The sequence below is a fragment of the Arthrobacter sp. P1_C12_2 genome, from assembly GCF_056406415.1.
Window position 1 is genome coordinate 493,994 of the sequence record NZ_JBFUAF010000001.1, and the last position, 23,248, is coordinate 517,241.

General features: G+C 68.7%; 22 protein-coding genes and 2 riboswitches. Of the genes, 9 read left to right on the top strand and 13 right to left on the bottom strand.

Annotated elements, in window-relative coordinates; all coding sequences use genetic code 11:
- The first annotated feature begins 68 nt into the window (after positions 1 to 68).
- From AC1DZQ_RS02325 to pabB, 3 genes are all read left to right on the top strand, one after another.
- Entirely contained in the window at positions 69 to 623 is a 555-nt protein-coding gene (locus AC1DZQ_RS02325; protein ID WP_476961963.1) for an NUDIX hydrolase, read from the top strand.
- A gap of 75 nt (positions 624 to 698) precedes the next feature.
- Positions 699 to 1,271, top strand: coding sequence for a low molecular weight protein-tyrosine-phosphatase (locus AC1DZQ_RS02330; protein WP_476961964.1), 573 nt, complete (start codon positions 699 to 701; stop codon positions 1,269 to 1,271).
- Positions 1,268 to 3,328, top strand: a complete 2,061-nt coding sequence (gene pabB / locus AC1DZQ_RS02335; RefSeq protein WP_476961965.1) for an aminodeoxychorismate synthase component I — start codon at positions 1,268 to 1,270, stop codon at positions 3,326 to 3,328. The genes AC1DZQ_RS02330 and pabB overlap by 4 nt, the downstream gene beginning before the upstream one ends.
- Before the next feature lie 59 nt (positions 3,329 to 3,387).
- Here pabB and cls read toward each other — a convergent pair whose 3' ends face one another.
- Positions 3,388 to 4,863, bottom strand: a complete 1,476-nt coding sequence (gene cls, locus AC1DZQ_RS02340) for a cardiolipin synthase (protein WP_476961966.1) — start codon at positions 4,861 to 4,863, stop codon at positions 3,388 to 3,390.
- 93 nt (positions 4,864 to 4,956) lie between these two features.
- On the opposite strand from cls, the gene AC1DZQ_RS02345 reads away from it, so the two are divergent.
- A complete protein-coding gene (locus AC1DZQ_RS02345) occupies positions 4,957 to 5,925 on the top strand; it encodes an aminodeoxychorismate lyase (RefSeq protein WP_476961967.1) in 969 nt (322 codons plus the stop codon).
- 10 nt (positions 5,926 to 5,935) lie between these two features.
- Here the strand turns inward: AC1DZQ_RS02345 and AC1DZQ_RS02350 are convergent, their stop codons facing one another.
- Positions 5,936 to 6,892 carry an ATP-grasp domain-containing protein gene (locus tag AC1DZQ_RS02350; protein ID WP_476961968.1) on the bottom strand — a complete coding sequence of 319 codons (957 nt, stop codon included), beginning with the start codon at positions 6,890 to 6,892 and terminating at the stop codon, positions 5,936 to 5,938.
- Between the two features lie 362 nt (positions 6,893 to 7,254).
- A riboswitch (SAM riboswitch) is annotated at positions 7,255 to 7,369 on the top strand.
- 27 nt (positions 7,370 to 7,396) lie between these two features.
- Here AC1DZQ_RS02350 and AC1DZQ_RS02355 point away from each other — a divergent pair.
- Genes AC1DZQ_RS02355 through AC1DZQ_RS02365 form a run of 3 tightly spaced genes read left to right on the top strand, consistent with a single transcriptional unit; the run spans position 7,397 to position 9,333 of the window.
- On the top strand, positions 7,397 to 7,714 hold the full coding sequence (locus AC1DZQ_RS02355) for a DUF1737 domain-containing protein (RefSeq protein WP_476962034.1): 318 nt from the start codon (positions 7,397 to 7,399) through the stop codon (positions 7,712 to 7,714).
- Positions 7,711 to 8,124, top strand: a complete 414-nt coding sequence (locus tag AC1DZQ_RS02360) for a rhodanese-like domain-containing protein (RefSeq protein ID WP_476961969.1) — start codon at positions 7,711 to 7,713, stop codon at positions 8,122 to 8,124. The genes AC1DZQ_RS02355 and AC1DZQ_RS02360 overlap by 4 nt, the downstream gene beginning before the upstream one ends.
- Positions 8,125 to 9,333 (top strand): O-succinylhomoserine sulfhydrylase, encoded by a 1,209-nt coding sequence (locus tag AC1DZQ_RS02365; RefSeq protein ID WP_476961970.1) that lies wholly within the window; start codon positions 8,125 to 8,127, stop codon positions 9,331 to 9,333.
- A 58-nt stretch (positions 9,334 to 9,391) separates the two neighbouring features.
- On the opposite strand, the gene AC1DZQ_RS02370 is transcribed toward AC1DZQ_RS02365, so the two are convergent.
- The 5 genes from AC1DZQ_RS02370 to AC1DZQ_RS02390 form a co-directional block, all read right to left on the bottom strand.
- Positions 9,392 to 10,576, bottom strand: a complete 1,185-nt coding sequence (locus AC1DZQ_RS02370; RefSeq protein ID WP_476961971.1) for a glutamate--cysteine ligase 2 — start codon at positions 10,574 to 10,576, stop codon at positions 9,392 to 9,394.
- A gap of 136 nt (positions 10,577 to 10,712) precedes the next feature.
- On the bottom strand, positions 10,713 to 12,236 hold the full coding sequence (locus AC1DZQ_RS02375) for a UDP-N-acetylglucosamine 1-carboxyvinyltransferase (RefSeq protein ID WP_476961972.1): 1,524 nt from the start codon (positions 12,234 to 12,236) through the stop codon (positions 10,713 to 10,715).
- 149 nt (positions 12,237 to 12,385) lie between these two features.
- Entirely contained in the window at positions 12,386 to 13,189 is an 804-nt protein-coding gene (locus AC1DZQ_RS02380; protein WP_476961973.1) for an energy-coupling factor transporter transmembrane component T family protein, read from the bottom strand.
- Positions 13,186 to 14,802 (bottom strand): ABC transporter ATP-binding protein, encoded by a 1,617-nt coding sequence (locus AC1DZQ_RS02385; RefSeq protein ID WP_476961974.1) that lies wholly within the window; start codon positions 14,800 to 14,802, stop codon positions 13,186 to 13,188. The genes AC1DZQ_RS02380 and AC1DZQ_RS02385 overlap by 4 nt, the downstream gene beginning before the upstream one ends.
- Positions 14,803 to 14,832: 30 nt before the next feature.
- Positions 14,833 to 15,480 carry an ECF transporter S component gene (locus AC1DZQ_RS02390; protein WP_476961975.1) on the bottom strand — a complete coding sequence of 216 codons (648 nt, stop codon included), beginning with the start codon at positions 15,478 to 15,480 and terminating at the stop codon, positions 14,833 to 14,835.
- A gap of 66 nt (positions 15,481 to 15,546) precedes the next feature.
- Positions 15,547 to 15,690: riboswitch (TPP riboswitch) on the bottom strand.
- Between the two features lie 188 nt (positions 15,691 to 15,878).
- Between AC1DZQ_RS02390 and AC1DZQ_RS02395 the strand changes: the two genes are divergently transcribed.
- Together AC1DZQ_RS02395 and AC1DZQ_RS02400 are read left to right on the top strand one after the other, a co-directional pair.
- Positions 15,879 to 16,424 (top strand): heme-degrading domain-containing protein, encoded by a 546-nt coding sequence (locus AC1DZQ_RS02395; RefSeq protein ID WP_476961976.1) that lies wholly within the window; start codon positions 15,879 to 15,881, stop codon positions 16,422 to 16,424.
- Positions 16,425 to 16,465: 41 nt separating this feature from the next.
- On the top strand, positions 16,466 to 16,729 hold the full coding sequence (locus tag AC1DZQ_RS02400; RefSeq protein WP_476961977.1) for a DUF4235 domain-containing protein: 264 nt from the start codon (positions 16,466 to 16,468) through the stop codon (positions 16,727 to 16,729).
- A gap of 74 nt (positions 16,730 to 16,803) precedes the next feature.
- Here AC1DZQ_RS02400 and mnhG read toward each other — a convergent pair whose 3' ends face one another.
- Genes mnhG through AC1DZQ_RS02430 form a run of 6 tightly spaced genes read right to left on the bottom strand, consistent with a single transcriptional unit; the run spans position 16,804 to position 23,217 of the window.
- Complete coding sequence (gene mnhG, locus AC1DZQ_RS02405) at positions 16,804 to 17,160, bottom strand: monovalent cation/H(+) antiporter subunit G (RefSeq protein WP_476962035.1); 357 nt, start codon at positions 17,158 to 17,160, stop codon at positions 16,804 to 16,806.
- Between the two features lie 31 nt (positions 17,161 to 17,191).
- Positions 17,192 to 17,470, bottom strand: coding sequence for an MrpF/PhaF family protein (locus AC1DZQ_RS02410; RefSeq protein WP_476961978.1), 279 nt, complete (start codon positions 17,468 to 17,470; stop codon positions 17,192 to 17,194).
- The gene (locus AC1DZQ_RS02415) at positions 17,467 to 18,012 is read right to left on the bottom strand and encodes a Na+/H+ antiporter subunit E (protein ID WP_476961979.1); all 546 of its coding nucleotides are present in this window, start codon (positions 18,010 to 18,012) and stop codon (positions 17,467 to 17,469) included. Before AC1DZQ_RS02415 ends, AC1DZQ_RS02410 begins: the two co-directional genes overlap by 4 nt.
- Positions 18,009 to 19,664, bottom strand: a complete 1,656-nt coding sequence (locus tag AC1DZQ_RS02420; protein ID WP_476961980.1) for a Na+/H+ antiporter subunit D — start codon at positions 19,662 to 19,664, stop codon at positions 18,009 to 18,011. The genes AC1DZQ_RS02415 and AC1DZQ_RS02420 overlap by 4 nt, the downstream gene beginning before the upstream one ends.
- The gene (locus AC1DZQ_RS02425) at positions 19,661 to 20,182 is read right to left on the bottom strand and encodes a Na(+)/H(+) antiporter subunit C (RefSeq protein WP_476961981.1); all 522 of its coding nucleotides are present in this window, start codon (positions 20,180 to 20,182) and stop codon (positions 19,661 to 19,663) included. Before AC1DZQ_RS02425 ends, AC1DZQ_RS02420 begins: the two co-directional genes overlap by 4 nt.
- Positions 20,179 to 23,217 carry a Na+/H+ antiporter subunit A gene (locus AC1DZQ_RS02430; protein WP_476961982.1) on the bottom strand — a complete coding sequence of 1,013 codons (3,039 nt, stop codon included), beginning with the start codon at positions 23,215 to 23,217 and terminating at the stop codon, positions 20,179 to 20,181. The genes AC1DZQ_RS02425 and AC1DZQ_RS02430 overlap by 4 nt, the downstream gene beginning before the upstream one ends.
- Positions 23,218 to 23,248: the final 31 nt, after the last annotated feature.

Here is a 23,248-nt window from a genome sequence, read left to right on the forward strand (position 1 = left end):
ATGCCCGGTTCCGGGCCGGACTCGGGCCGGATTCGGGCAAGAGGAATACCCTTGGGGCAGGAGGTGCCATGACCGTTCGGAGCGCCGGCATTCTGCTGTACCGGCTAAGGAGTGCGTCCCCGCCTAACGGTGCGCTCCAGTCCGGGAGTGCACCCCAGCTTGAGGTCTGGATAGCCCACATGGGCGGACCGTTCTGGGCCCGCAAGGACGCCCAGGGCTGGTCCATCCCCAAGGGTGAATACCCGGCCGACGAGGACCCGCTGGCGGCTGCGCACCGCGAGTTCGCGGAGGAAATCGGCACGCCGGCACCTGTCGCCGAGTACCACCGGCTCGGCGACTTCCGCCAGCCCTCCGGCAAGATCATCACGGTCTTCACGGCCGAATCGGACTTTCAGCCCGAACGAATCGTGAGCAACACCTTCACACTGGAGTGGCCGAGGGGATCCGGCACGATCAGCAGTTTCCCCGAGATCGACCGCGCCGAATGGACCGCCGAGCCCGCAGCCCGGTCCAGGCTGGTCAAGGGCCAGCTGCCGGTCCTCGACGCGCTGGTCCGGCACCTTGGGCTTGGCCCGGCAGCACGCGACGAGCCTGCCGCCGGGAACAGGCATGACAGAAGCTGAATGTCAGTTGACATTTTTTGTAACACATCGCGGAGGCCAGCTAGCCAAGAGGCCCGGGATCGTTCATGCTTAGCTATGACCTCAACGTCGAGCCAGTACCGGATCATCGCGGTCTGCACCGGAAACATCTGCCGGTCCCCGATGGCCGAACTCATGCTGGCGGAGGCATTCCGGGCCGAGCACCTCACCGGGGCTGTGGTCGATTCCGCCGGCACCACCGCGTATGAGGCGGGCCGGCCCATCGACCACCGGGCCGCGCGAAAACTCGCAGCCCAGAACATCGCTTCGGACCGCCACGTGGCGCGCGAATGGCGGCCCGAATGGTTCGCCAACCGGGACCTGATCTTGGCCCTTGACGTCGACCACTACGGCTGGCTCCGGCAGGCGGCACCGGACCGGGAATCCTTGGCCAAGATCCGGATGCTCCGCAGCTTCGACCCCGCCGTGGCGGACAAGGACCCGCTGGAGCAGGGCATCGAGGACCCGTGGTACGGCGGCCACACCGACTTCGACATCACCTGGAACCTCATCCGGGGCTCCATTCCGGGGATTGTGCAGCACGTGCGCACCGAGCTGGAGCGGCAGGACGGGCACCGTCACGGCAGTGATCACCCCAATGCAGGGCAGCCGGTACGCTCTACTTCATGAGCCCCGCACCCGTCATCATCGCAATCGACGGGCGGTCCGGCTCCGGCAAGACCACCCTGGCCATCGAACTGGCGGCGCGGCTCAGGGAGCACCACAAGGTCTCGCTGTTCCACCTTGAGGACATCTATCCCGGCTGGAACGGGCTGGCGGCGGGGATCGAACGCTACGTCACCACCGTGCTTTCGCCCTTGCGGCGCGGGGAGAACGCGGAATGGGTCAGCTGGGACTGGGAGCGGCACTACGACGGCGAAGCCCGCACCACGCGCCCTGCCGAAATCGTCTTGGTGGAGGGCGTCGGCGCCGCCGCAGCCGCCGCGGTGCCCCTGCTGGACGCCGTGATCTGGGCGGACTCCTCCGACGCGGACCGGCGGGCCCGGGCGCTGGCCCGGGACGGCGAGACGTACGAACCCTTTTGGGACCAGTGGGCTGCCCAGGAAGCGGAGTGGCTGGCGGCCGATGACGTCCCGGCCCGGGCGGATGTGCACGTGCTCAACCTTGCGGACGGCACCGCCCCGGACGATGTCCTGCAGGCGTTGCAGTACCTTCCCGCAGTCGCCTCCGCCCTGCTGCCCGAACTCGCCGCCCGGCGGGGGCTGCAGTTGCTGGCGGAACGGATCGACGCCCGGCCCGAGGCCGCGCAGCTGTTTGCGGCGCTCTTTGGCGGTTCAACCAACGCCGTGTGGCTCGACTCCTCCCTTGACCCGGCAGGCCTCGCCCCGCAGGCCGCGGAGCGCAGCCGCTTCAGCATCCTGGCCGACGACGGCGGCCGCTTCGGCCAGGCCGTCCGGCACAGTTCCGGACGGACCCGCGTCAGCACGGGCCAGGCCACCGTGACCACCGATGGCCCGTTCTTCCGCTGGCTCGACGGCGTGTGGGGCCGCCGGGCGCTCCGTGCCCCCGAGGCTTACCCGTGCGAGTTCACCCTCGGCTGGCTCGGCTACCTCGGCTATGAACTCAAACGCGAAACCGGCGGCAACGACGTGGCCGCCACCACCCCGGACGCCTGCCTGATCTTCGCCGGCCGCGCCGTGGTCCTTGACCATGCCGAGGGTACAGCCTGGCTGCTGACCCTGGACGCGCCCGACGCCGGGGACTGGCTCGAGGCGGCCCGCACGGCCGTCGCCACGGCCACGTCGGCGCCCGGCCCCGGGTCCACGGCGTTCGGGTCCAGTGCCCTGCAACCCGCTGCCCCGCGCTTCGCCGCCCGCGACACGGAAGCCGGCTACAAGGCAAAGGTCACCGAGGCCCAGCGTGAGATCGCGGAAGGCAACACGTACGAGGTCTGCCTGACCACGGTGCTCACGGCTGCCTCGCCCGCGGGGCCTCAGGGCTTGGATCCGTGGCCGACCTACCTGGACCTACGGCACCGGAACCCTGCCCCGTTCGCCAGCTTTCTGCGGTTCGGCGGGCTCGCCGTGGCGAGCACGTCGCCGGAGCGCTTCCTGCAGATTGCCGCGGACGGCAGGATGCGGGCCGAGCCGATCAAGGGCACGCGCCGCCGGGATGCGGAACCGGGGACGGATGCCGCCCTGCGGCAGGAACTGGAGTCTTCGGCCAAGGACCGCGCGGAAAACATCATGATCGTGGACCTGCTGCGCAATGACCTCAGCCATTTCGCCGTCCCGGGTTCGGTGGCCGTCAGCCGGCTGTGCGCGATCGAGAGCTACGCCACCGTGCACCAGATGGTGAGCACCATCGATGCCCGGCTGCGGCCCGGACTGCCGCGGGCCGAGGCGGTTGCCGCCTGCTTCCCCGCCGGCTCCATGACCGGCGCCCCGAAGGTCAGCACCATGGCCATCCTGGACCGGCTGGAGGCCGCGCCGCGCGGTGTGTACTCCGGAGCGATCGGCTACTTCTCCCTGAACGGGGCCGCCGACCTTTCCGTGGCGATCCGGACCCTCGTCGTCAGCGCCCTGGGCGACGGCACCGCGGACCTGAGTCTCGGCGTCGGCGGCGCCGTCACCGCCGATTCGTCGCCGCAGGAGGAGTACGAGGAAGTCCGGACCAAAGCGTTCGGCGTCCTCTCGGCGCTCGGCGCTGAGTTTCCCCAAGGCTGAGTTTCCCCGAGGCTGATTTCCCCAGGGCTTGCCGAAGGCTGTGCAGCCGGACGCCCGGACTACTGCAGGACTGCCGTCAGCCTCGCGACATTGTCCACGTACTTGACCTTCATGGGCCGTTTCATCCAGTCCTCCAGCAGGAGTTCGTGCGAAATGCCACGGTAGGTGTCCTCCACGGCGCGGATCCTCTGCACGATGTCCTCACCGAGGAGCATCACGGACACCTCGAGGTTCAGAGAGAAGGAGCGCATGTCCATGTTGCTGGAGCCCAGCACGGCTACCTCGTTGTCGATCGTGAAGTGCTTGGCATGCAGCACGAAGGGCGCCTTGTAAAGGTAGATCCGCACGCCTGCCTCGAGGAGGGCCTTGTAGTACGACTGCTGCGCGTGATGGACGAGGAACTGGTCGCCCTTTTCCGAGACGAAGAGCTCCACTTCGACGCCGCGCTGCGCCGCCGTAGTCACCGCGTAGAGCAGCGAGTCGTCCGGGACGAAGTAGGGGCTGCAGAGCGAGATCCTGTGCTGCGCCGAGTAAATGAGGGTGTTGAACAGCCGCAGGTTGTTCTCGGTGACAAATCCCGGGCCGCTGGGTACCACCTGGGCGGTGATGTTGCCGGGGTGGGGCTCGGGCCGGTGTTCCAGCTGCCTTTCAAGGGATTCGTCGGTTTCGCTGAGCCAGTCGGTCGCGAAGGCTACGTTCAGTGTGGTGACAATCGGCCCGCGCATGCAGGCCATGAGCTCCACCCATTCGCGGCCCACTTTGCGGTGTTTGGGGTTGTTGTAGGACGGCTCGATCAGGTTCTGGGATCCCGTGAAGGCGATCTCGCCGTCGATCACCATGATCTTGCGGTGGTTGCGGAGATCCGGCCTACGCCACTGCCCGTGCAACGGGTTCAGCGGCAGCATGGGCCGCCACAGGATCTTGCTTGCGTTGAGCCTGGCCTTGAGCTCCTTGTAGCCCTTGATGCGAATGGAGCCAAGGTGGTCGAAAAGGACGCGGACCTCGACGCCACGCTCCGCCGCCTCCTCCATTGCGGTGAACAGATCGTCCGTGACGTGGTCCGTGCTCATGATGTAGAACTCGGCGTTGACGAAGGATTTGGCGCCGCGGACAGCCTCGGCCATCGCCTTGATGGAGTCGGGGTATCCGGGCAGCAACTCCACGCTGTTGCCGTCCACCATCGGCAGCGAGCCCAGCGTTTTGTTCAGTTCAGCGGCGGACGCCACCCATTCGGGTCCGTCGTAACGGCTTTCCATTTCTTCCAGGTCCGACGTCCCGGCCCGGATCCGGGTGTTGACGGCATCCTGCTGGGCACGGCGCCGGCGGGAGAGCCGGAAGTTGCCGAACAGCAAGAACAAGAGCAGGCCCAGGGTCGGCACAATGAAGATGCACAGCAGCCAGGCCATCGCGGTGGTGGGCCGCCGGTTTCCGGGGATGATGCCCAGTGCCAGCACGCGGATGGCGAAGTCGAGCAGGGTCAGGATCAGAATCGCCCAGGACGGTAACGTCTCCGCCAGCGGAAGTGGCCAAAGCACAGGCGAACCCCTCAAAGTACAGGCCCGCGGAACAGTTCCGGAACGGGCAGTGTGCAAATCCTATCCCGGGACCCCCGAGACTAAGCTGTAACCATGACCCCTCCTGCCTCTGTTCCTGCGCCCGCGACCGTGCTGGTCTTCCTCGACCCGGCGTTCGACGGCGGCCGCGTTGCCGACGCGTCGCAGCCGCAACTGATGGCCACCGACCTTGGCGCCACCCGCGGTGACGGCGTCTTCGAATCGCTGCTCGCCGTCGGCGGCCGGCCCCGCAAGATCCAGGCGCACCTGACCCGGCTGGCCGGCTCGGCCCGGCTGCTGGAGCTGGACATCCCGGCCGAGGACGCGTGGCGGCGGGCGGTGGAAACCGCGATCCGCGAGTTCCGGGTGGAGGAACCCGCCGCGGCCGCAACGGGCGGCCCGGACCAGGACGAGGTTGTGGTGAAGCTCATTGTCACCCGCGGGCCCGAGGGCGCGGCGGCCCCGACGTGCTGGGTCCAGGCTTCCGCCCCAGCGGCCGCGGGCCGCCGGCAGCGCGAGACCGGGATTGACGTCATCCTGCTGGACCGCGGCTACGACAGTGAAGTCGGCGAGCGCGCCCCCTGGCTCCTGCTCGGCGCCAAGACCCTTTCCTACGCCGTAAACATGGCGGCGCTGCGCTACGCCCACCGGCAGGGCGCCGACGACGTCATCTTCACGTCCGCGGACGGCCGGGTCCTGGAGGGACCGACGTCGACCGTTCTGCTGGCCCACCTGGAAACCTCGGACGACGGCGCCGGCGGCATCCGCACAATCCGGCGGCTCATCACGCCCCAGCTGGACAGCGGCATCCTGCCCGGCACTTCTCAGGGCGCCCTGTTCACCGCCGCCAAGGCTGCCGGCTGGGAGCTGGGCTACGGCCCGCTTGAGCCGAAGGACCTGCTGGACGCCGACGCGGTCTGGCTGATCTCCAGCATCCGGCTCCTGGCCCCCGTGAACCACATCGACGGCCAGGAAATCGGCACCCCGGAACTGCGACGCCAGCTCACGGCCGAACTCAACACCCTCTTCGCCACTATCGAATAGCAACGCGGGCTCACCCCAGGGCGTCCGCGGGAACTGCGGGGCACCGGCGGAAGGAGGCCGGGTTGAACGCTGGGAGCATGAAGGTTGCCAGCACGGCGTCGAGCATTTCCGGGGCCCACGTGCTGTTCTCCCCGAGGGTCGCGCAGACACCCAGCACCACTGGCGTCCCGTCCGCGCGGCGGCGGATCTGGACCTGGACCGGCCCGGTCAGCCCGAGCGTACGGACGGCGGCCAGGCCCAGCTTGCGCACGTCTCCGGCCTGGTTCGCCGGCACCCTGCGGCTGACCTCGTCGCTGCCGGCGCGTCCATACGGAGTCCTGGTCTTTTCGAGGACCACCGCCACCGGGGCCATCGCGTTGCGCGCCGGGGTGCCGAACACCAGGCACACGTAGTCGGCGCCCGGGATAAACTCCTGGACCACTTGCCCCGCCGGCATGTTCTTCCAGCTGACGGCAGCGGTGCCGGCCAGCAGGTGAATACCATGGGAGCCTTTGAAGGCCCGCGGCTTGACCACCACGGGGCCGCTGAGGCCGGCGAGGGATGCCGGTGCGGCGGCGAGGTCGCCCGGAACCGCGAACCGGGGCACCGGAATGCCGGCTGCCTCCAACGCCCAAGTGGTGAACAGGTGGTCGTTGGCGAGGGCCACCGCGGCGGGGTCGCCCACGATGATTCGCACGTCCTGGGCGAATCCGGCGCGGGCCGCTGCCAGGACCGGGAGTTCCACGGTGAGGGTCGGAATGATGACATTGATGGCCTCGCGGTCCACCAGCCGGCGCAGATCTAGGACCATATCCGGGTCCGTCGCCGGCAGGAGCCTGACCGCGGCGGCGGCGGAAGCCTCCCCGGCCTGGCGGGCTTCGGCGCGGGCGTCGGAGCCGAGGTACGGGAGGCCGCGGGCCTCGAGCTGGGCCGCGACGGTCCGTCCGGCGGCGCTGGCCATCCCGGTAACGAGTATGCGCGGGCCCACAATTGCTCCATTCCGCCGTCACCGGCCGGGCCGCGGTTGCGGCTCCGACGGTTCCAGCCAACGATGCTCAGACAAAACTTGTTGACGGACAGACGAGTCGGTTTCACGGGCCGCCCGATTCACGGACTGCGCGAATCACCCTGCAGCTCCGGCCGACACGTCCGACCTATCCCCCAGTAGACGGCGAAACGTCCCGGCAGGCACGAGTGGACAGTACCCGAAACTGGAGCGCGCCACTACTCGTCCGGGGCACGCCGCACGCCGGCGACACCAGGCTGCGCCAGTCAGAGGGGGCGGTCCGGTTACGGAACATGACGACGGCGGCGGTGCGGGCCGGCGTCGTAGGTGTTACGTTTTTGGGGAGTAATGAGAACCGGTGCCAAGCCCTGACTGGCCGGTCGGCAACCCTCCCTTTCGCGGCGGGGTGCCTCAGGTGAATACTCGGCATATCGACCATTCGAGCTGCAAGCGTGAAAGAGGAGATCCGTCGTGCCCGACACGTCAATACCCACAACAGCCGCCAGTACAGCCCCCGGCACAGCCCCCAGCGCGCCGACTGCCGGCGAGGAAAGGCTGGCCTACCGCCTGTTCACCGGCGCGGATGACCGCGCCTTTTGTGAGCGGGTGTCGGCCGCCCTGGCCGAGGGCTATGTGCTGCACGGAAGCCCCGCCGCAAGCTTCAACGGCAGCACCGTGATCGTGGCGCAGGCGCTGGTCCTGCCGGCCGCGATTGCCAGTGCGGACGCCGCCGTGGCCAATGCCGTTGATGAGCTCGACGCCGACGAGTTTGGCGCCGATGAGGCATTCGCGGGCCACGCATGAGCTACGCCGGAGACCTCAGCCCGAATGAGGCGTGGGCCAAGCTGGAGGCGGGAGCCGTCCTGGTGGATGTCCGGACCGAGGGCGAATGGGCCCACATCGGCATCCCGGACACCGCGGGCGAAGGGCGCAAGGATCCGCTCTTCATCCAGTGGAACCTCGCCGGCGGCACGTCGAACCCGCACTTCGTGGAACAGCTAAGACAGCAGGCGCCGGAGGACACGGCCGTCGAGCTGGTGTTCCTTTGCCGCTCCGGTGCCCGGTCGATCGCCGCCGCGACGGCCGCGACGGGCGCCGGCTACACCTCGTACAACGTTCTTGAGGGCTTCGAAGGCGAGACCGACCGCTTTGGCGAACGCACCGTCAACGGCTGGAAGAACCGCGGCCTGCCCACCAACCTCGGAAAGATTTAAGTGACTTTCAATCCCGACGCCGCCGGCTGGGCGGCCGACACCCAGGCTGTCCGTGGCGGCCTGGACCGCACCGGCTTCCAGGAAACCACCGAGCCGATCTTCCTCAACTCCGGTTTCGTCTACGAGTCCGCGGCCGCCGCCGAGCGCGCCTTCACCGGGGAAGATGAGCGATTCGTCTACTCCCGCTACGGGAACCCGTCCGTCGCCACCTTCCAGGAACGGCTCCGGCTGCTCGAGGGAACCGAGGCGTGTTTTGCGACGGCGTCCGGCATGTCCGCCGTCTTCACCGCCCTGGGCGCGCTGTTGGCGGCCGGCGACCGGGTGGTCGCGGCCCGCTCGCTGTTCGGCTCGTGCTTCGTGATCCTCAACGAGATCCTGCCGCGCTGGGGTGTCGAGGCGGTCTTTGTTGACGGCCCGGACCTGGAGCAGTGGCAGTCCGCACTGTCCGAGCCGACCACGGCGGTGTTCTTCGAGTCGCCGTCGAACCCGATGCAGGAAATCGTGGACATCGCGGCCGTGAGCAAACTGGCACATGCGGCCGGCGCCACGGTGGTGGTCGACAACGTCTTCGCCACGCCGCTGCTGCAGCGCTGCGGCGACCTCGGCGCGGACGTGATCGTCTACTCCGGCACCAAGCACATCGACGGCCAGGGCCGGGTCCTGGGCGGGGCCATCCTGGGCACCAAGGAATTCATCGACGGGCCCGTCAAGCAGCTCATGCGGCACACGGGTCCGGCGCTGTCGGCGTTCAACGCCTGGGTGCTCACCAAGGGCCTGGAGACCATGGCCCTGCGCGTCAACCATTCCTCGGCCTCCGCACTGCGGCTGGCCGAATGGCTCGAAGGACAGCCTGCGGTCAGCTGGGTGAAGTACCCGCTGCTGCCGTCCCACCCGCAGTACCGGCTCGCCGCGAAGCAGATGAAGGCCGGCGGGACCGTGCTCACCCTGGAACTGCAGCCCGCCCCGGGCCGCACGGCGAAGGAGGCCGCGTTCGCGCTCCTGGACGCGCTGCGGATCATCGACATCTCCAACAACCTCGGCGATGCCAAGACGCTCATCACGCACCCGGCCACCACCACGCACCGCGCGATGGGCCCGGAAGGCCGCGCGGCGATCGGGCTCAGCGACGGCGTGATCCGGCTTTCGGTGGGCCTGGAGGACGTCGAGGACCTGATCCGCGACCTCGGCCAGGCGCTCAAACAGGTCTAGGGCCGCCGGCTCCGGCTCCCGTTCCTGCTTCGGCGCCCGTTCCTGCCCCGGCCCCGAGTCAGGCCGGGCGCAACCGCCCCAGCGGCGAACGGTTGTCGGCAGGTCCCTCGGCGATGGCCCCCTGGGTGGTCAGTTCGATGGCCCGTTCGACGACGGCGGGCAGCCCGCCGGCCCGGAACGGGCCGCGCTGCAGCTGCGAACCGGTGCCCTCCGCCAGGATCCGCTCGACGCCCTCGCGCGCCAGCTCCAGTTCGCCCTGCTCCTCAAGCACCGGGGCCACGAAGTCCACGAGCGCCCTGACCACGTCCGCGGCCGGTGCAGGGGTGAAGGTTCCGAAGTCCAGGAGCTCCCCGCGCAGTCCGCAGTTGCTGGCCTGCCAGGCGGCCATCCGCAGCAGCAGGGTGGGCACCGGGGCGGGATCGACGCCGTCGTTCCACTCCCGCGCCGCCGATTCCACGAGGGCGCGCACCAGCACGGCAATCAGGGCAGCATCCTCGGCCCGCAGGCAGACATCCGCGACCCGGATCTCCACGGTGGGATGCTGGCGGCACAGCCGCGCGTCGAAATACACCATCCCCTCATCCATCAGGACGCCGCTTTCCACCAGCCGGGTGATCACGCGGCGGTAGACGGGCAGGCTGCCAAAGATCATCGTGGGACCCGATCCCGGCCAGCGGTTCCACGCCTGCGTGCGGTAGCTTTCAAATCCGGTCTCGGCCCCGTTCCAGTACGGGGAATTCGCGCTGAGTGCTATCAGCACAGCGAGCTTGTCGCGGATCCGGTCCATCACGGCGACGCCCTCCTCCGGGGACTCCACAAACGTGTGGACGTGGAGGCCGCAGGTCAGCTGGTTCCGGACGGTGAGCCCGAAGCGTTGCTGCATGGTCATGTAGCGCGGATTCGGGGTCAGGTGCGTGGCGGAGCCCTGGGGCGAGGTGGCCAATGCTGCGACGCGCCCGCCGTGCGCCCGGGCGGCCTGGTCCGCCAGGGCCCGGCCACGCCTGAGCTGCCGGAGCAGTTCCGTGTACTCCAGGCACGGATGCGTCTGGGTCTCGATCTGTTCGAGCTTGAGCTCGTAGCTGAAGTCGGCGCCTTCGTGGACCGGATTCTGTGCTGCGAGAACCCTGGCGGCTTCCTGCTGCGGCGGGACCAGGCTCGGCAGCATGAGGTCGGCGAGGGCAAGCAGCATCCCCGATTCGGGGTCCACTATCAGCAGTTCTTCCTCCACGCCGAAGGTGCGCATGAATCTATTGTGCGTCAGGATCCGCCGAAATGCCCCACACCAACGCGTGGTCAGGCCGCGCCCATGCCGCCCCTTCGGACGGACGCGATCTGACCGGCGCGATCTGACCGGCGCGTTGCTGGGGCTCAGTCTGGGATTAGTCCTGGAAGTACTCGATCTTGGCGCCGATGGTGTTGAGCCGCTCGGCCAGGTCCTCATAGCCGCGCTCAATGACATAGATGTTCCGCAGCTCCGAGACGCCGCGGGCCGCCAGCATGGCCAGCAGCAGGCAGGCGGCGGGACGGAGGGCCGGCGGGCAGCCGACCTCGGCCGCACGCCACTTGCTGGGCCCGTTGACGTAGATGCGGTGCGGATCGAGCAGTTGCACCTGGGCGCCGAGCTTGTTGAGCTCGGTCAGGTAGATGGCCCGGTTCTCGTAGACCCAGTCGTGGATCATGGTCTGGCCGTGGGCGTTGGCGGCGATCACCGCAAAAAAGGGCAGGTTGTCGATGTTCAGGCCGGGGAACGGCATGGGGTGGATCTTGTCCTCCGGCGCCTGCAGCACCGAAGGCTTGGTGGTGACGTCCACCAGGCGGGTGCGGCCGTTGCGGGCAAAGTACTCTCCGGAGACCTCGAGCCGCTGGCCCATCTGCTCGAGCGTGGCGAGTTCGATTTCCATGAACTCGATCGGGACGCGGCGGATGGTGACTTCCGAGTTGGTCACGATGCCGGCGGTGATGAGGCTCATCGCCTCGATCGGGTCCTCGGACGGGAAGTATTCGATGTCGGCATCGATCGAGGGGCGGCCGGTGATCTTCAGCGTGGTGGTGCCAACCCCCGCGATGTCCACGCCGAGCATCTGCAGGTAGAAGCAGAGATCCTGCACCATGTAGTTGGGGCTGGCGTTGCGGATGATGGTGGTGCCACGGCGGTGGGCTGCGGCCATAATGGCGTTCTCGGTGACAGTGTCGCCGCGTTCGCTCAGCACGAAGGAGCGGTCGTGACCGTCCGACGGCGGCGCCTGCACCGCATAGAATCCGGACTTCGCCTCCACGCTGAGGCCGAACTGGCGCAGTGCCTGCATGTGCGGCTGCACGGTGCGGGTGCCGAGGTCGCAGCCGCCGGCGTAGGGCAGCCGGTAGGTGTCGGCCTCGTCCAGCAGCGGGCCCAGCAGCATGATGACGCTGCGGGTCCGGCGGGCGGCCTCGACGTCCATCGATGCCAGGTCCAGGACTGCGGGGCGGCGGATCTGGAGGTCGTTCGCGTTGAGCCAAGTGCACTCGACGCCGATGCTGATCAGCACCTCCACGATCCTGTTGACTTCCTCGATCCGGGCCAGCCGGCGCAGGGTGGTGGTGCCGCGGTTGATGAGGCTGGCGCACAACAGCGCGACGCCGGCATTCTTGCTGCTGTTGACGTCCACCACACCGGCCAGCGTGCGGCCGCCCTCGACGCGGAGGTGGGTCATCTGGGGTCGGCCCACCTTGACGATGCTGTGCCCGACGATCTTCTCGAGGCGCTGGATCATCTTCAGGCTCAGGTTCTGCTTGCCCTGTTCCATCCGGGCGATGGCGCTCTGGCTGGTGCCGAGCTCGGCGGCGAGTTGTCCCTGGGTCCAGCCCTTCGCCCCGCGCGCCTCGCGGAGCAGGATGCCTACGTGTTCAGCAGTCGGTTGAGTCATGCCCCGAAAATATCACGCATGATTTATCAATTGCCGCAATTGCGGCCGGAATGGCGCCAATCTCACACAAATACCCGCATCATGCGATAACCGGCGGCGCGATCCCCGTCGAACCGGCGGAGGGCGCCCGTCTGCGGCGCGACCGCCGGTTACTGGCGCGTGAGGAAGACGAGGTTCCAGGTGCCCGCGCCGAGGGCCGCGGCGACGGCGGCAGCCGCGATGCTGAGTCCGCCGAGCAGCACCCAGGCGTCGAGTCCGCTGAACGTGGACGGCCGGGCCCAGGTCCGCGCGGCGCCGCCGAACCCGCGGGCTTCCATGGTCACCGCGAGCCGCGAGGCGCTCCGGATCGCCTGCACCAGCAAACCGAAACTCTGGCCCAGTGCGGCGCGGAACCGCTGGTAGGGGTTGCCGCTCGAGCCGACGCCGCGTGCCCGCCGGGCCATGCCGATGGTCTGCCATTGCTCGGCCATGATCCCGACGAGCCGCATGGCGGCCAGTGTGCCCAGGACGAACCGGTGCGGCAGTTTTGCGTTCTGGGCCAGGGCGTCGGCCAGGTCGGTGGGGTCGGTGCAGCTCATCAGCAGCACCGCGGGCAGCGCGATCGCGAGCCCGCGGAGCATGAAGCCGATCCCCAACTGCAGGGATCCGGCGCTGATGGACCAGATCCCGGCGTCGAGCAGGACGGATCCGGCGTCGGGTGAGAGTATGGCGGTGCTCCAGCCGCCCAGCGCCGCCGCGAGGATCAGCGGCCAGCCGCGCTGCCACAGCAAGGCCACGGTCAGGCCGGTCAGCGGCAGGAGCAGCAGTTCGAAGGCCAGCGCCACCGACGCCGAGACCCAGTCAATGGACAGCGCCAGGACCAGGGTGATCAGGGTGACCGCCGTGAATTTGGCGAGCGGGTTGGCGCGGGTCAGCAGCGCATGGTTGCCGCGCAGGCTCAGTGCGTCCCTCATGGCGAGGCCCCCTCCGGCAACTCAAGATCCGGGCCCGGAGCATCCGCGGTGGCAGTATCCCGTGGCCGGAGCCGGAGTTCGGTACCGCCTAGGACGGCGCTGAATTCGGCGTCGTGGGTCACGGACACGACGGCGGTGCCGGCGTCGAGGAGCTCGGACAGGAACGAGGCGAGTTCGGCCCAGGTATTGGCGTCCTGGCCGAAGGTGGGTTCGTCCAGGACCAGCACCTGCGGGTGCGCCGCCAGCACGGTGGCTACCGAAAGGCGCCGCTTCTCGCCGCCGGAGAGCGTGTAGGGGTTGGCGTCCACGAGCTCCGTCAGCCGCAGCCGCTCCAGTAGCTCGTCCACGCGGTCTTCGCCGTAGCCGAGGTGGCGCGGGCCGAACATGAGCTCGTCGAGGACCTTGCCGGTGACGAACTGGTGCTCGGGTTCCTGGAAGACGGTTCCTATCCTGGCGATCAGCTGCTGGGCCTTCCACCGGTAGGGATCGGTTCCGGCGTCATCGCTGAGCTCCGCCGCGGCCGAGACCGTTCCCGCGACGGGCCGCAGGAGACCGACCAGCGTCAGCGCCAGGGTGGACTTCCCCGTGCCGTTCTGTCCGGTGATGGTCAGGGCCTCGCCGGCGCGGACCTGGACCGAGACCCCGGACTGGACCGGTCGCGGCGCGATGGTGCGGAAGCCGTCGCGCAGCCCGGCACGCCGTGGCCGCTCGCGGGACACCGCGAGCGCTTCGGCCGTGAGCAGGAGCTGCCCCGCGTCCCGCGCCGGCGGCCGCATCCGCGTCGCCGGGACGTAGCCCGGCACCCAGACGCCCGCGCCGATGAGCATGTCCCGCGCCTCGGCCAGGACCCGGTCCGGTGGCCCGTCAATGAGTACGGCGGGGTTCAACACCGCGGAGCCCGTGGCAGACCCGGGCTGCAGCACCACGATCCTGTCCACCAGGTCTTTCCAGACCCCCACCCGGTGCTCCACGACCACCAGCGTGGCGCCCGTCTTGTCCAGGCAGCGGCTCACGGCGTCGCGGACCTCCAGGACGCCCGCGGGGTCGAGGTTGGCGGTCGGCTCGTCGAGCAGCAGCAGTCCTGGCCGCATCGCGAGGATCCCGGCGAGCGCCAGCCGCTGCTTTTGTCCGCCGGAGAGGGCCGACGTCGGGTGGTCCAGCGGCAGCCGGCCCAGCCCGACGTCGTCGAGGGCCTCGCGCACGCGCGGCCAGATCTCCGCCGCCGGGACGGCGAGGTTCTCAGCCCCGAAGGCGACGTCGTCGCCGAGGCGGGAGAGCACCACCTGCGTTTCCGGGTCCTGCTGCACCAGCCCGGCGCGGCCACGCTGCGCCCGTGGCGCGGCGCCGTCGATCAGCAGGCTTCCGGTCTCGTCAGCGTCTTCGGCGTCGCCGGCCTGCCCAGATGCGCCGGCCGCGCCGTCGCCCAGCACTCCGGCCAGGGCGTGGAGCAGCGTCGACTTGCCGGCGCCGGAGGGGCCGAGCAGGAGCACGCGCTCCCCCGGCCGGATGTCCAGGTCGAGGCCGCTGACCGCGGGCCGGGTCCGTCCGGCATGCCGCCAGCCCCAGCCACGGGCCGTGACGGCGGCCGGCCGGACGCCTGATGAAGATCTCATGGGTTCTCTGCAGGGTTCAAGGAACGGGGCTCAGGAGAAGACGGGCTCCGTGGCGGCCTTGCGCGAGGCAAAGGAGCCCAGCACTCCGGTCTTGGCCAGGCCACGCGTGGCGAGCCAGGCCAGTCCGCCGGCAATCACTGCGCCGGAGATCGTCGTGAAGACGATGTAGGCGAGCTTGTCGCCGGCCTCGTAGGCGATGTTCCAGCCCCACGGCAGGAAGGAATCGTTCAGGCCGCAGAACAGGCCCGCGCCGGCTCCGGCCAGCACGGAGACGGGCAGGTTGAACTTCTTGTAGAGGAAGGCCGCGAAGACCAGTTCGGCGCCGAGGCCCTGCAGGATGCCGGAGATCAGCACCGTGGTGCCGTACTGCGACCCCATGATGAGCTCGCCCGTGGCCGCAACGGTCTCGCAGAAGAGCGCCGCGCCCGGCTTGCGGATGATGAGCATGCCCAGCACCGCCGGGATCATCCAGCCGCCGGCGTAGAGTCCGCTCAGCGGCGGGTAGACCGCGTTCACCGGGGTCGAAATCAGGTTCGCGCCCTGGGACCAGGCCCAGAAAATGACGCCGCCGGCAACGGCGATCAACGCCGCCACCACAATGTCCACCACGCGCCAGCTGTAGTCGCGGCGGGCGGATGAACGGCTGGCGGAACCATGCTGTGCTGAAATATCTGTCATGTCGTCCTCCTGAGGAACAGGAGGGGAGGGTGCTCCGGCCGGTCTCGGCTTCCGCCGCCCTCCGCGCACCCTGAGAACTCGACTCCCTTGCGCCGGTACTAACCGGATCAGGTTCGAGGGTCTGCGGCTGTCCGCACTCTCAGCGCCCACCAAAGGTTGCCCCGGATTGTTCCGGCGATGCCCGACGGCGGCGCTCCCCTGTCGTAATTTTTTTCGCCCTTGTGGGCTGGCTCAGTTTACACCCGGACGGCCGGGTTTTCAGTGACATCCCGTCACAATCGGGGACGGGACAGCGGCGGTCCCGGCGGGCGGGAACGCCCCTCTTGGTAGAGTCATCGTGTCGGACACCCGGACCCGCCAGCGGGCGGCCTCGTCACCCACCGGAAAGCTGGAATATTTTGACGCACATACCGGCCACACAAGATCCCACCGGGGAATACGATCCCGACTCGAGCGATCCTCAGCCGCAGGGCTCCCTGGCTGCGCTCATCGGCCGCGTGCTGGCCGAGATGGAGACGCTCCAGTTCGCGTCGTTCAGCAAAGACGACGCCCTGGACCTCGGACTCCTCCTTGTCGAGCTGGGCCGGCAACGCTCGCTGCCCATCGCCGTCGACATCACCAAAGGCGAGCAGGTACTCTTCCACGCCGCGCTGGACGGCGCCACACCGGACAACGAGCGCTGGATCAACGCCAAGAAGAGCACCGCCATGCGCTACGAGGTCCCGTCCCTGCTGGTGGGCCTCCGCGCCCGCGCTGCCGGCGGAAGGATCGAAGACAACGCCTGGTGGGATCAGACGGAGTTCGCCGCCCACGGCGGGGCGTTCCCCATCTACCTGCGCGGCACGGGCGCCGTCGCCGTCGTCACGGTCTCGGGCCTGCCCCAGAAGGCGGACCACGACCTCGTGGTCGAGGCCCTGCGGATGGTCCTCACCCCGGAACGCTAGGCTAGGCAGAGACCCTGTTCCCGTCCCAAGGAGACCGAAGAATGAACATCCTCATCAAGCTGCTCGGCACCGGCGTCAGCCTCCTGGCCGGCTTTGCCGGCACCAAGCTGGTGGACACCTTGTGGGAAAAGTCCACGGGCAACAAGCCGCCCAAGGGCAACGAGGAAGACGTGCCCACCACGCTGCGCTCGGCCCTGACGTTCGCCCTGATCTCCGCATCAGTCAGCGCCATCATCCAGGTGCTCGCCAACCGCGGCACCCAGCGCGCGATCACCCGCTTCGCCAAGACCGAGGACCTCGTCTGACCGGTCTCGACTAGCCGCGGCGCCGCCGCCGCGCCTGTCGAAGCGCCGGCCGCCGCTCCTGTCGCTGAAGGGGCTCAGCGGCCGGCGTCGTCGTCGTCCGTTCCGTGCGTGGCCGCCTGCTGGCCTGCTGCCTGTTGGACTACGGCCTCGAGCTCGTCGGAGCTCAGCAGTTCCGGGTGCAGGTGCTTGGTCCGGTAGCCGGCCCGGCCCACCATGTGGGCGGACACGGGGACGGTGAGCAGCTGGAAGAGCCAGGCCACCAGCACGACTGGCCATACCGACCAGGTGCGCATCTGCAGGCCGAGGGCCGCCAGCAGCAGGAACAGGCCCAGGACCTGCGGTTTGGTGGCCGCGTGCATCCTGCTCATGAGGTCCGGGAACCGCAGGAGCCCGATGGCCGCGGCGAGGGACATCAGGGCGCCGGTCACCATGAACACGGCGGAGACGGCGTCGATCACAGTGTCAGGATTCACGGACACCCTCCCGCCTGTCGGCCACGAACCGGGCCACGGTCACCGACCCGACGAAGCCGATCAGGGAAATCGCAACGAGCAGCATCAGGTTGTTGAGGTGCCGGTTGACGGCCATATCGATGCACAGGGCCGCCCCGAAAATGGCCAGCAGCACGTCGGCGGCGAGAACCCGGTCCAGCAGCGAGGGGCCCCGCCCGATCCGGATGATCGCCCCCGCGGCGGCCAGGGACAGTACGACGGCGGTCACCGTCAGGACGGTCTGCATCATGCGGCGATCTCCTGTGTCAGGGCGGAAAGTTCGTCTTTGGTCCCCATGATCCTGATCAGCCCGGCCTCGGTGTCCCGGACCTCCTTGCGCAGCCTGGCCGCGTCCTCAGCATTGCGGACGTTGATGCCGTGGATGTAGAGCGTGGACGTTGACCTGTCCACCTCCACCACGAGGGACCCGGGAATCAGCGAGATCACATGCCCGGTGGCCGTGACCAGGAGGTCCGAATGGCTCCGGAGCGGCACGGCGACGATTGCGCTGACCACGTCCGGGCCGCGGACCACGGCCAGGTACAGGACCTGGAAGCTTGCCGCGACGACTTTTCCGAGGAAAATGAGGGCGAAGGGCACGGCGCGGAGCACGTTGAAGCGGCCGCCGAGTTCCACCGGGGGCAGATAGAAGATGCGCGCCACGAGCACGGCGATGAGGGCACCAAACAGGAGATTGCCCGGGCTGAAGTTCTGCCACAGTGCGCCCCAGACAAAGACGAGCCACACCAGCAGCGGCAGTTCCTGACGCAGGGAGATCCTCTTCCGGTTCATTTCCCGCCGCCCTGCGGCTGGCCCTGCTCCTGGCCTTGCTGCTGGCGCTGTACGGGCTGGACCGACGCAGGCACCGGCGGCACGGGCGCGTCCTGGCCAAGCACAGCCTGGATGTAGGGGGTCCTGTCCAGCATCTCCTGGGCGGACTGGTCGGCCACCCTGAACAGCGGCCCGGCAAAGACCGTCAGGGCCACGCCAAAGACCACCAGGCCCAGGGTGGAGCCCACCATGGTGCGGGGCAGCAGGGTCACATTCGTCTTGCCGGCCCGGTCCCCCGTGGCGGAGTCGGCCGGTGCCGCCAGGAGCACCGGGTCGGGGTGTTCGGCGTCCTCGGGCTTGCGCCAGAACGCCCGGTTCCAGACCCTCGCGATCGCCAGCAGGGTCAGCAGGCTTGTCAGCACGCCGCCGATCACCAGCGCGTAGGCCAGCGGCGTGCCCAGTTCGACGCCTGCCTGAAGCAGCCCCAGCTTGCCCAGGAAACCGGAGAACGGCGGGATTCCGGCGAGGTTCATGGCGGGAATGAAGAACAGGACCCCCAAGACCGGGGAGAGCTTGGCCAGCCCGGCCACGCGGTCCATGGACGAACTGCCGCCGCGGCGTTCAATCAGGCCGGTCACCAGGAACAGGCTGGTCTGGACGGTGATGTGGTGGGCCACGTAGAACACCGCGGCGCCCAGGCCGGCCACCGTGGACATGGCCAGGCCGAACACCATGTAGCCAATGTGGCTGACCAGGGTGAAGGACAGGAGCCTCTTGATGTCGCTTTGGGCCAGGGCGCCGAGGATTCCCACCACCATGGTCAACAGCGCCGCGACCATGAGCGGGGCGTTAAGCGCATCCCCCGGGAAGAGCAGCGTCTCCGTGCGGACCATCGCATAGACGCCCACCTTGGTCAGCAGCCCGGCAAACACCGCGGTGACCGGGGCCGGTGCGGTGGGGTAGGAGTCAGGGAGCCAGAAGGACAGCGGGAAGACGGCGGCCTTGATGCCGAAGGCCACCAACAGCATGACGTGCAGCAGCGTCCGGGTGCCCTGGTCGAGGTCCCCGAGCTTGATGGCGAGGTCCGCCATGTTGATGGTTCCGGTGGCGCCGTAGACCATGGCGATCGCGATCAGGAACAGCACCGAGGACACGACGGACACCACCACGTAGGTCACGCCGGCCCGGATGCGCGGGCCCGTCCCGCCGAGGGTGATGAGCACGTAGCTGGCCGTCAGCAGGATCTCGAAGCCGACGTAGAGGTTGAAGAGGTCTCCGGTGAGGAAGGCGTTGGACACCCCGGCCACGAGGATCAGGTAGGTCGGGTGGAAGATCGAGACCGGCGCGTCGCGGTCGCCGTCGGCCATGCCCTGGCCCGTTGCGTAGATCAGCACCGCAAGGCTCACAGCCGAGGACACCACGAGCATGAGCGAGGAGAACTGGTCCACCACCAGCACGACGCCCCACGGCGGCAGCCAGCCGCCGATGTTCACCGCGGCCGTGCCGCCATCCCAGACGGAGGCCAGCAGCCAGCACTCCAGCAGCAGGGTCAGGGTCAGGACGGCGATGCTGACCGCGCGCTGCGCCCGGGGGTGATGGATGAGCAGGAACGTCAGGGCGGCGCCCAGGATCGGGAGTACGACGGCGAGCGGGGCAAGGCTGGTGATGTTCACTCTCCGCCTCCTTCCGGGCTGGGGTCAACGTTCAGGGAGCCGGGCTGTTCTTCGGAGGCGGCCTTGTCGGCCCGCACGGGGCGGTCACCGGACATGACCGCGGCCAGCGGGAACTCTGAAGTCTCGGCCGGGATCACGGAGTCGTCCTCGGCATCGAAACTTGGCGTTTCCGCGACGCGGCGGTCCTCGGCGTCGTCCTGGATTTCATCCTGGCGGGCCAGGACCCAGGTGCGGTAGATGATGCCCAGCATGAACGCCGTGACGGCGAAGGAGATCACGATCGAGGTCAGGATCAGGGCCTGCGGCAGGGGGTCGTTGTATTCCCCCGCCGGAGTGTCCTTGTCGAAGAGCGGCGCCAGCCCGGCGTAGCCGCCGGTGGCGAGGATCAGCAGGTTGGTGGCGTTGGCCAGCAGCATGAGGCCCAGCAGGACCCGGGTGAGGCTGCGTTCAAGTAGCAGGTAGATGCCACAGGCGTAGAGGGCGCCCATGACCGTCAGCAGGGTCAGGTTGACGCTCATGTTCTCCCCTTGGCAGTGGTTTCCGCGTCGGCGGCCTCGGTGGGGACTCCGCCCGGGACGCCGCCGTTGTCTTGGTCTTCGGACTGCTCGTCTTCGGCTGGCTCGGGCTGTTCTTCGAAGTGCTCGTCGATCTCCGCACCGAGGCTGCGCAGCACGTCCAGGGCCAGTCCGACGACCACGACGTAGACACCGATGTCGAAGATGGTCGAGGTGACGAACTTTATGTCGCCGAAGACGGGCAGCCACAGCTCCACGATGGCGCTCTGGAACACCTCGCCGCCCAGCAGCAGCGGCGTCATTCCGGCGACCGCCGCCGTGGCCAGGCCGATCCCCAGCAGGGTGCCGGCGCCGACGGGAGTCGCTTCGCGGAGTTCGAAGCGGCCGCCGGCCAGGTAGCGGATGGTCAGGGCGAGGCCGGCGGTGAGGCCGCCGGCGAAGCCACCACCGGGCAGGTTGTGGCCGGCGAGCAGCAGATAGATGGAGAACACGATCATCGAGTGGAAGATGAGACGGGTGACCACCTCGAAAATGATCGAGCGGCGTTCGGGTGCCAGGGTCCGGCCGGCCACCAGCCAGGCGTCGCGCGTGGCGGCAGCAAACCGCCGGTTCATCGCCAGGGCGGCATCTTCCCTGGTGCTGCCCCTGGCTCCGGTCCGCCGGCCCACGGTCCCTTCCGCGACGGTCGCGGATGTCCGGATGCGGTCGCCGCGGCCGCGGACGAAGATGAGGCTGGCCACGCCTGTGGCGGCCAGGGCCAGGACGGAGATCTCGCCAAAGGTGTCCCAGGCCCGGATGTCCACCAGGGTCACGTTGACGACGTTGAGGCCGCCGCCGCCCTCATAGGCCAGTTGCGGGAACTGCAGGGAGACCGGCGGTGCCACCCGGGCGCCGAGGGCGTAGATGGCGACGAAAATCATGGTGACGCCGAATGCCAGGCCGATCACCACGCGGATGACCCGGTATTTGCCTCCGGTGCGGTCGCGCAGCCCCGGCGGAAGGCTTCGCATGGCCAGCACGAACGCCACCAGGATCATGGTTTCGACGAGCATCTGGGTCAGGGCAAGGTCCGGGGCTCCCTGCAGGGCGAACATCATGGCAATCCCGTAGCCGGTGACGGACACCATCAGGACGGCCAGGAACCGTTTGTTGGCGCGCACCGCGGCCAGCGCCCCGATCACGATCCCGGCGCCGGCCACCAGCTGCAGCGGCGAGCCGGGATCGATGACATAGAGACCGTCCGGCAGCGGCTTGTTGGCCAGCAGCAGCGCCGTCAGCGGCAGGACGAACGCCACGGTCAGGATGACGGACAGGTAGAAGAACAGCGAACCTCGCTGGGTCCGGCCGGTGACCCAGACCGCGGTGTCGTCCAGGGCGCCGATGGTGAGTTGATAGGCGCGGTCACTGTCGATCCAGCCCGGCACCAGCGCCTGCAACCGGGCCACAGCATTGCGGCCGTAGAACATGGCCAGGCCCAGGACGAACGTCACCGCGGTCAGCCCCAGGGCCGGGGTGATGCCGTGCCACAGCGCCAGGTGCCCGGGCGGGGCCTCGGAGCCGTGCACAAAAAGCTCCGCGTAGGGCTGGATCCAGCTGTCAACGGGGGCGGGCCATAGCCCGTAGAGGATCGTGAGGAGGCTCAGGATCGCCGGTGCGGCAAGGAAGGCGGGTTTGACCGGTTTGAAGGCCGTGGGCTCCACGCCGGGTTTGAGGGCGAAGGCGCCCCACATGAACCGGGCGCTGTAGGCGAAGGTCAGGACGGAGCCCAGGACCACACCCGCCAGCAGCCAGGGCCCGGTCCCGGTCTCCGATTTGTACTGAATGAAGGCCTCGTACACCGATTCCTTGGCGACGAAGCCGGCCAACGGAGGCACGCCCGCCATCGAGGCCGCGCCGATCGCCGCTACGACCGCCAGTGCCCGGGCCGAGCCGTAGACGCCGGAGAGCTCGCGGATGTCCCGGGTCCCGGCCTGGTGGTCGATGATGCCCACCACCAGGAAGAGCGTGGCCTTGAACAGCCCGTGCGCCAGGAGCAGTGCTATTCCGGCGAGCGCCGCGTCGGGAGTACCGAGGCCGACCACCATGATCATGAAGCCCAGCTGGCTCACGGTGCCATAGGCCAGGATGAGCTTGATATCGGTCTGCCGGAGGGCCCGGTAGCCGCCCACCAGCATGGTGGCCAGGCCCAGGCCGAGCACGATCGGCAGCCACGGCGGGGTGTCCGCGAACCCGGGGGCCAGCCGGGCCACCAGGTAGATCCCGGCCTTCACCATGGCGGCGGCGTGCAGGTAGGCGCTCACGGGTGTGGGGGCAGCCATCGCGCCGGGGAGCCAGAAGTGGAACGGCACCAGGGCGGATTTGGTGATCGCCCCGACCAGGATGAGGACGACGGCGGCGTTCACGGCCCCGGCTGCGGGGCCGGCGACCAGGGTGGGAGCCAGGTCCATGATGGCCTGGATCCGGTAGGTTCCGGCCGTCGAACCGAGGATGATGAGCCCCACGAGCATGGCCAGGCCGCCGGCGGTGGTCACCACGAGTGCCTGCAGCGCCGAGCGCCGCGCGGACAGCCGGGTGCGGGCGTAGCCGATCAGCAGGTAGGACAGCACCGTGGTCAGTTCCCAGAAGATGAACAGCAGCAGGAGGTCATCAGCAATGACGAGGCCGAACATCGCACCGGCGAAGGCCAGGAGCTGGGCGCCGAATCCGCCGAGGTAGTCGTCCTTGTCCTTGAAGTAGCGGGCGCAATAGAGCAGCACCAGCGCACCCACCCCCAGCACCAGCAGGGACATGACCCAGGCCAGGGCATCCATCCGGAACGCGAGTTCGAGCTGCAGCCCGGGAATCCAGGGCACCACTTCGGTAATCGCCCCGGCCGGATTGCCGGTGTCTGAATAGATTGCGTTGTGTTGCAGGAGCAGCCAGATAAAGGAGGCCGCGGGGACCGCGGCCAGGGCGAAGAACGCATTCCTGCCAAACTTTCGGAACAGCAGCGGGGCCACAGCGGCAACCGCAAAGTGCACGGCAAGGACTGTGATCACTGGTATCTCCGCAACGTCAGAAAGTCGATTG